General features: G+C 55.3%; 6 protein-coding genes. 5 read left to right on the top strand and 1 reads right to left on the bottom strand.

Features of this window, described 5'->3' with window-relative positions:
* Nucleotides 1-132 precede the first annotated feature (132 nt).
* From C7I36_RS02555 to C7I36_RS17380, 5 genes are read left to right on the top strand one after another with little or no spacing between them, the layout of a single operon-like run.
* Nucleotides 133-675, top strand: a complete 543-nt coding sequence (locus tag C7I36_RS02555; RefSeq protein ID WP_106452164.1) for a pilus assembly FimT family protein — start codon at nt 133-135, stop codon at nt 673-675.
* Nucleotides 662-1,195 (top strand): type IV pilus modification PilV family protein, encoded by a 534-nt coding sequence (locus tag C7I36_RS02550; protein ID WP_106452163.1) that lies wholly within the window; start codon nt 662-664, stop codon nt 1,193-1,195. The genes C7I36_RS02555 and C7I36_RS02550 overlap by 14 nt, the downstream gene beginning before the upstream one ends.
* Nucleotides 1,192-1,941, top strand: coding sequence for a prepilin-type N-terminal cleavage/methylation domain-containing protein (locus tag C7I36_RS02545; protein WP_106452162.1), 750 nt, complete (start codon nt 1,192-1,194; stop codon nt 1,939-1,941). The genes C7I36_RS02550 and C7I36_RS02545 overlap by 4 nt, the downstream gene beginning before the upstream one ends.
* Nucleotides 1,931-2,305, top strand: a complete 375-nt coding sequence (locus tag C7I36_RS02540) for a hypothetical protein (RefSeq protein WP_181256273.1) — start codon at nt 1,931-1,933, stop codon at nt 2,303-2,305. Before C7I36_RS02545 ends, C7I36_RS02540 begins: the two co-directional genes overlap by 11 nt.
* Nucleotides 2,302-5,313 carry a methyl-accepting chemotaxis protein gene (locus C7I36_RS17380; protein ID WP_106452160.1) on the top strand — a complete coding sequence of 1,004 codons (3,012 nt, stop codon included), beginning with the start codon at nt 2,302-2,304 and terminating at the stop codon, nt 5,311-5,313. The genes C7I36_RS02540 and C7I36_RS17380 overlap by 4 nt, the downstream gene beginning before the upstream one ends.
* Here the strand turns inward: C7I36_RS17380 and mepA are convergent.
* Complete coding sequence (mepA, locus tag C7I36_RS02530) at nt 5,303-6,067, bottom strand: penicillin-insensitive murein endopeptidase (RefSeq protein WP_106452159.1); 765 nt, start codon at nt 6,065-6,067, stop codon at nt 5,303-5,305. The genes C7I36_RS17380 and mepA overlap by 11 nt on opposite strands.
* Between the last annotated feature and the right edge of the window lie 25 nt (nt 6,068-6,092).

Genomic DNA, 6,092 nt, shown 5'->3' with positions numbered 1-6,092 from the left:
TGCGAAGGTCAAAACCGGCATCACTGTCCCCGAGTTCGGGGTAAGTTAATGGCATGAGCCGTATACGTGGCCCGTATGTACGGTTCTGTGAGAGGGATGAGGCGGTAACGCCTCACCCTACTCGATAACCTTATGACCCTTCAACGCGGTTTTACCCTGCTTGAACTGGTGCTGGTGCTGGTGATAATCGGCATTCTGGCTGCCGTGGCCATTCCCCGCCTGCCGGTGAGCGGTAACTTTAATGACTCACTGCAGGCCCGCAATCTGGCGGGCTTGCTGCGTCTGGCCCAGCTCAGGGCAATGAATGATCCCGATGCTTTGAAAAACATGGCTCCTCTTAATCGCTGCGGTGTGCTGGCGGTGACTGCCGGCGGTATTTCCCTTTCCGCCAATTGCCAGGATGCGGTTTTGCTGAATGAAGCAAATCTGGAGGCTCCGAGCAATGAATTGTGGCTGGGGGCAAGCTTGCCGGTGACCGCTAATCAGTCTTTACCCTTTACCCTGCAGTTTGGTGAAGTTGTCGACCCCGATTATCTCAGTGAAGCCAGCCGGTTGGGCCGTCCTTTTGTGAACAGCGGTGCAGGCTATCAGCTGCTGCCCAATACCCTGCAAATTACCCTTGCCGGCCAAACCGTATTGATTGAACCCGAGGGCTATATTCATGTGGCGCGCTAACGCCGGTCTCAGTCTGCTGGAATACGTGGTGGGGCTGGCGATATTGGCCATAGTTCTGGTGGGGGCGGGGCTGTTTTTTTTAAGCCAGCCACGCCAGCTGGATCCGGTGTTTCAGTTTCGCGCCGTGTCATTGGCCGAAGCCTTGGCCGAGCAGGTGCTGGCGGTAAAATATGATGCGGAGAATGACCCTTATGCTGCCGAGCATAAGCGGTGTGATATTGGCGCAGCCCCTGACTGTCTGAATGCTCCCACTGCCGGTGCGGATGCCAGGTTGAAAGATTTTTCCCATGTGGATGATTTTCGTTTGTGGTGTGGTGATGACAACGCCATTGCCGGCAATGCGCTGGCAGACCAACTCAAGCTCTCCCAAACGCTCCTTTACACCCGTTACAGAGTGCAGACCTGTGTAACCCTGAATACCGTTGATCCCAATGCACCATTTAAGGAAGTCACTATTTCCATCGCAGATCAAAGCGGCGCCGATCTGTCCTTTATCCTGCACAGGTACAATATCCGATGAAGGCGCGCGGCTTTACCCTGCTGGAGCTGGTGATCGTGCTGGTGCTGATTGGCATCAGTGCCCTGTTCGGCACCCGCTTTATTGCCCACATCGCCGAAAGCTACGTGGGCAGCACAGAGCGGGCTCAGGCCCTGGCCGGTGCCCGTTTCACCCTGGAGCGCCTGCGCCGCGAATTGGCCGTAGCCTATGGCCCCAGCGTGTACCTCAGTGACAACAACCGCTGCCTTTCCTTTGTACCGGCTCGGGCCGCCGGTACTTATATCGGTTCGGTGAGAACCAAGACGGCCACCTTTATCGTGCCCCTGAGCCTGCAGGAAGAGGTTATTAAAGACACCTTTATGGCCATTCGTGCCGAGAGCGGTGATGAAGTCTGGGAAAACTATCCAGGCGGCTTGATGCCTGCCGATGTGCACAAAGTGAAGGATCAGGCCGAAAAGAAATTCACCCTTGATATTCAGAATGATCTGGAGTCTGCCAGCTTCAGCCGCGAAGGGTTTGGCCTGCGTTATACCCTGCTGAAGCCTGAACAAGTACGTTTTTGTGTGGACAATGGTAGCCTGTATCGTCAAAACAAAACCGGTGAAAACTGGAATGACAGGGTGCTTATGTTGACCGGGATCACAGGAGACAAGGTCTTTCTGGGCTACGATGAGTCCAGCCAACTGATACAAATGGAGCTTGTATTGAGCACCCGAGACGGTGACCTGGTGTTACCCGGACAGCTGCAGGTGACCTATGCGCCTTAACCCGCAACAGGCGGGCAGCATGCTGCTCAGCGTGTTGTTCATCATGGTGATTTTGTCTGCCCTGATGGCCGCCATGGTCACCCTGTCGGGCCAGAGCAGCCGCCAGCTGGTATACGAAGTTCAAGCCCTAAAAGCCCGGCTTACCGCCGAGTCCTTGCTGGAGCGCAAGGTGTTTGACCTGCTGAATACCATTACACAAATCGAACCCATTACCGCAAACATTGCTGGCTGCGAAGGTGAAGCCAGCGGTTCTGCCCCCAGAGAAACTGCCGGTGTAACACAGGTGCGCGTGATTGCCACCGGCACCTGCACCGGCAGCGGCCTGACCGTGGTCCGCCATATCGAAGTCGAGGTGATTGAATGAACAAATACGCACTGTTTTACCTGACCGCCTTGCTTGCCTCGGCACCGTCGCTGGCATCCAGTATTCCTGCACTTTTCCCTTTTGCCGCCCAAAGCCATGACCCTAAAGGTGAAGTGGACATGGACAGCGCTACACGGATAATTGGCACTAATAACCGCGTATTAGATTTTGTAAAAAAAGATAATTTAAAAGGCGAGTGTGATAATGGCTCTTGTTCAATAAGTGGCAATACGGTGTCTGGGCTGACTCTGCAATGGCCGAATGACTGGGCTTTCAACGAGCCTTGGTCTGGCAGACTGGCACCACTACCCGAATTTTTTAATAACACAACCCCTGCCAATTCCTTGATATGTGACTGGAATAACAATCAGAATGCAACATTCAGAAGCGCCGTTTATCAGTCGGTGAGTGTACAGAGCAGATGTAAGATTGATGCTAAACAAGCCAAAGTGCGTATTCAAGGCAAGCTTGAGGTCAGCGGCAGTGGCACCTTGCAGCTGGCCCCCGGCCATTACTATATGGATGAATTGACGTTGTCTGGTAGTGCTGGCATTGAAGCATCGCCTGCGGGAGCTATTTATTTATATGTTAAAAACGAATTGGAACTGGATTCCAGCAGAGCGCTGGGCACGACCAATAGTCCTGTGAATCTGGTTTATTATGGTCAGGATGATGCGCAAATAAAACGCCAGCTTGTTGGTAGTTTGAATACTCACGCTCATTTGCAAATGAGTGGTAGTGCTAATCTGAACCAGTTAATTCAAGCCAAATCATTAACCATGCAGGGTAGTGCTCAAGTTACTTTACTGCCGGGCAGTTATTGGTTGGAAAAGTTAGACCTGCAAGGCAGTGCCAGAATCATACAGCCTGAGCCTGGTGATATTAATATGTATGTAAAAGATAATGTTAATGTCAAAATATCTACACTCGGTGCCGGTGATCGGCGGATTAATATCCGGAACTACAATACCAATGTCGATTTTGGTAGTAATTTAACCTTTCATGGAGATCTGTATACTCATGATGCGCTTAAGTTACATAATGCCAATTTTTATGGTGCCGTACGCGCTAAGGAATTAGATCTTCAAGGGTCTGCGCAATTATACCTTGCTGCCGGTGAGTACTGGTATGAAGATATAAAGCTGCAAGGCAGTAGTAAAATACACCTTGCTGGTGAAACCATCTTGCATATTAAAGATGAACTAGATCTGGAAGGTAGTACCAGTATTAATGCTACATCTTCAAAACCTTTGTTTATTGTTGTGCATGGTGAAAAAAATAGAAGTGATGAAGGAGAAGTGGATTTAGAGGGTTCATCGGAGATACACGGCTATTTATATGTGCAGGGTGAAGTTGAACTACAAGGCAGCTCCAAAATAGTTGGTGCTGTGAATGTGGTTGATTTGGAAATGGAAGGCAGCTCGGCTATTATTTACAAAGCCTTCTCTTTCGCCGAAGAGTTCGAAGAGTTGCATCACTACCGTTTGTTCTTTAATAGCCAGAATAAGAAATTCCAGGCCACTTCCTGTGTCGATAGCAACTGTTATGTGACTTACGGTCGGCAGGTAAGAGAACTGCATATTAAAAATAACCTTGATAATAATGCTACCATTGTCAACTTTAAACGTTTTGAAGGACAATCATCACCAACTTCTCCCAATGGTTCTAGTAAACTAAATCGGTGTGTGCAGCTTGCTATTCACAAGGCATCGCCATGGCCAACATCTAGCCCGGCATTACGCTGTTGGAAAGATGGCGTGCCATTAACGGATTGCAAATTGTGCCCTGATTCCCAAGAGCCGGAAGCACTGGTCGGGTTTGTGTTTGGTGAGGTGACTATTACTGAAGCGCATCTTAAGGGCTTGGCAACAGATGCCAGCTTAACGCTGGGCGCTATTACCGGGAATGGCAACTTAACTACAAATGGACAGCCATTAACCACCAAGGGATCATCGCTGAACTTGCCGTTAACGGTGAGTTATGACAAAGCTGAAGTTGTTGAAATGCAGATCAAGGCGAAAAAAGGTCAGCAAGAACAGGCATTTAACCTCAATCTGCTATTTGTCCCTAAATCGTTGGCTTGGGTCACTGCGAGCAACCTGGATTGCGGCGCGAACAATGAAAATTTTGTTTACTCGAAACGTTTCATGGCCTATCTGCAGCAGATGGTCGCCCGCCTGGGCGAGGCCAGCGGCGATATCCGCCAGGCCCTGCAGCAACTGGGTGAAGGGGCCCGGCGCAGCGGCGAGGTGCTCGATGCCCACGCCCGGGAAACGGAGCAGGTGGTGGCCGCCGTCAACCAGATGAGCGCCAGCGCCGACGAGGTGGCCGGCAGCGCCCGGGACAGCGCCGGCTTTATCCGCGAGGTCAACCGTCAGGCGCGCTCTTCCCGGGCCCTGGTCCAGCAGGCCTCGGCGGCGGTGGCGGCGCTGCAGGAGGAAGTAGAGGGCACCAGCGGCCAGGTGGCGCAGATGCGCGAGGCGGTGCAGCAGATCACCCCCATCCTCGACAGCATCGCCGGTATCGCTGAGCAGACCAACCTGCTGGCGCTTAACGCCGCCATTGAGGCGGCCCGGGCCGGTGAGCAGGGGCGGGGATTCGCGGTGGTGGCGGAGGAAGTGCGGGCCCTGGCGGCCCGGACCCAGGCCAGCACCGAGGAAATCGGTGCCCGCCTGGCGCGGCTGACCGGCGGGGTGGCGTCCGTGGTGTCGGCCATGGCCGACACCCGGCAGAGCTGCCAGGCCACCGCCGGCCATACGGCGGCGGTGACCCAGGGGCTGGATCAACTGGCGTCGGCGGTGGACCGCATCCACGGCCTGACCGAGCAGATCGCCGGTGCCGCCGAGCAGCAGCGCACCGTCTCCCGCCAGATCGATGAGAACATGGTCAGCATCAGCGACATGGTCGGCACCCTGGTGGCCCAGGACAGGCACAACCAGGACAGTAGCCGCCTGCTGGGCGAGGCCAACGCCGGGCTGGAGCGGCTGGTGCGGGGCTTCAGGGCCTGACCCAGCCCACGCAGGCCTTGGGTAAAACCGGGCGCCAGGGTGCGCGCGGGCCGACGGTGATTTCGCCAGCACGGTCGTTGAGCCAGCCGGCCAGCTCGGCGCCGCAGCCGGTGCCGGCGGGTACCGGCGCCTGGGGTTGGCAGCGGGCCTGGCCCTGAGGGCAGGCGAGGCGCACATGGAAATGGCTGGAATGGCCGAACCAGGGCCGGATTTTCCTGAGCCAGGGCGATTCGCCATGGGATTGGCACAGGGCCTGCTTGATCAGCGGGTGTACGAAAATGCGGTCGACTCGGTGATCCTGGGCCGCCAGGGCGATTAACTGGCGCTGCTTATCCTGAAAATCGGCGGTCAGCACATAGTGGCGGTGGTCGACCATGTCCACCGCCGCTATGGTTTCCAGTTGTCGGGGCAGGGGATTTTCCGGCGGGCTGCGCAGCCAGATGTCCGCGTCCAGCCCGGTCTGGTGGCTGCGGTGGCCATAGGCGAAGGGCCCGCCCCGCTGCATGGCGATATCCCCCACCAGCATGGGCGGCAGCCCGGCCTGGTCGACCCGGCGTCCCAGATCCTGCAGGTAGTGGATCATCTGGGGCTGGCCGTAGTAGCGCTGGCGTTCGCTTCGGATCACATAAAATCCGGGGCCGCTGCCGGGCAGGGCCCGGGCGTTCATCTGGCAACCGGCGGAATAACCGCCGATGGCCTCGGCCAGCGCCAGGGCGGGCAGCCAGGCCAATATTCCCCACCACCATTTGTTCATGCGACTGTCTCCCTGTGGACCTGGT

It is taken from the genome of Zobellella taiwanensis (genome assembly GCF_003012795.1).
Lineage (GTDB): Bacteria > Pseudomonadota > Gammaproteobacteria > Enterobacterales > Aeromonadaceae > Oceanimonas > Oceanimonas taiwanensis.
Note: the sequence above shows the minus strand (reverse complement) of the source record. Positions and strands in the feature narration are given on the sequence as shown.